This window comes from Erwinia sp. PME.40.26/001, from assembly GCF_055556675.1.
Genome location: NZ_JBVHNP010000130.1, coordinates 1 through 277, shown reverse-complemented (window position 1 = coordinate 277; position 277 = coordinate 1). Strand labels below are relative to the sequence as shown.

The 277-nt window shown below is 47.7% G+C and carries 1 protein-coding gene; it reads left to right on the top strand.

The annotated features are described in order from the left end of the window. Positions 1-22: 22 nt before the first annotated feature. Positions 23-277: hypothetical protein (locus ACZ3HG_RS23520; protein ID WP_465334762.1), on the top strand; the 255-nt coding region annotated here is incomplete at its 3' end.

Below are 277 nucleotides of genomic sequence, written 5' to 3'. Positions count from 1 at the left end.
ATCTGCTCCGAGAAACAAAGACGTGGCCGACGCGAAGCAGGCACCAGCACCAGGCTGCCTTTATATCAAGGTTAGCATGGATGGCGCTCCATACCTCAGGAAGGTGGATCTTAAGATGTATAAGAACTACAAGGACCTCTCGCTGGAGCTGGAGAAAAAGTTCAGCGACTTTACTGTTGGTCATGTTGAATCGACTGGAAAATCAGGAAGAGAGGGATTATCTGATTGCCGACTGATGGATCTTAAAAGCGGAACTGAACTTGTGCTCACTTATGAG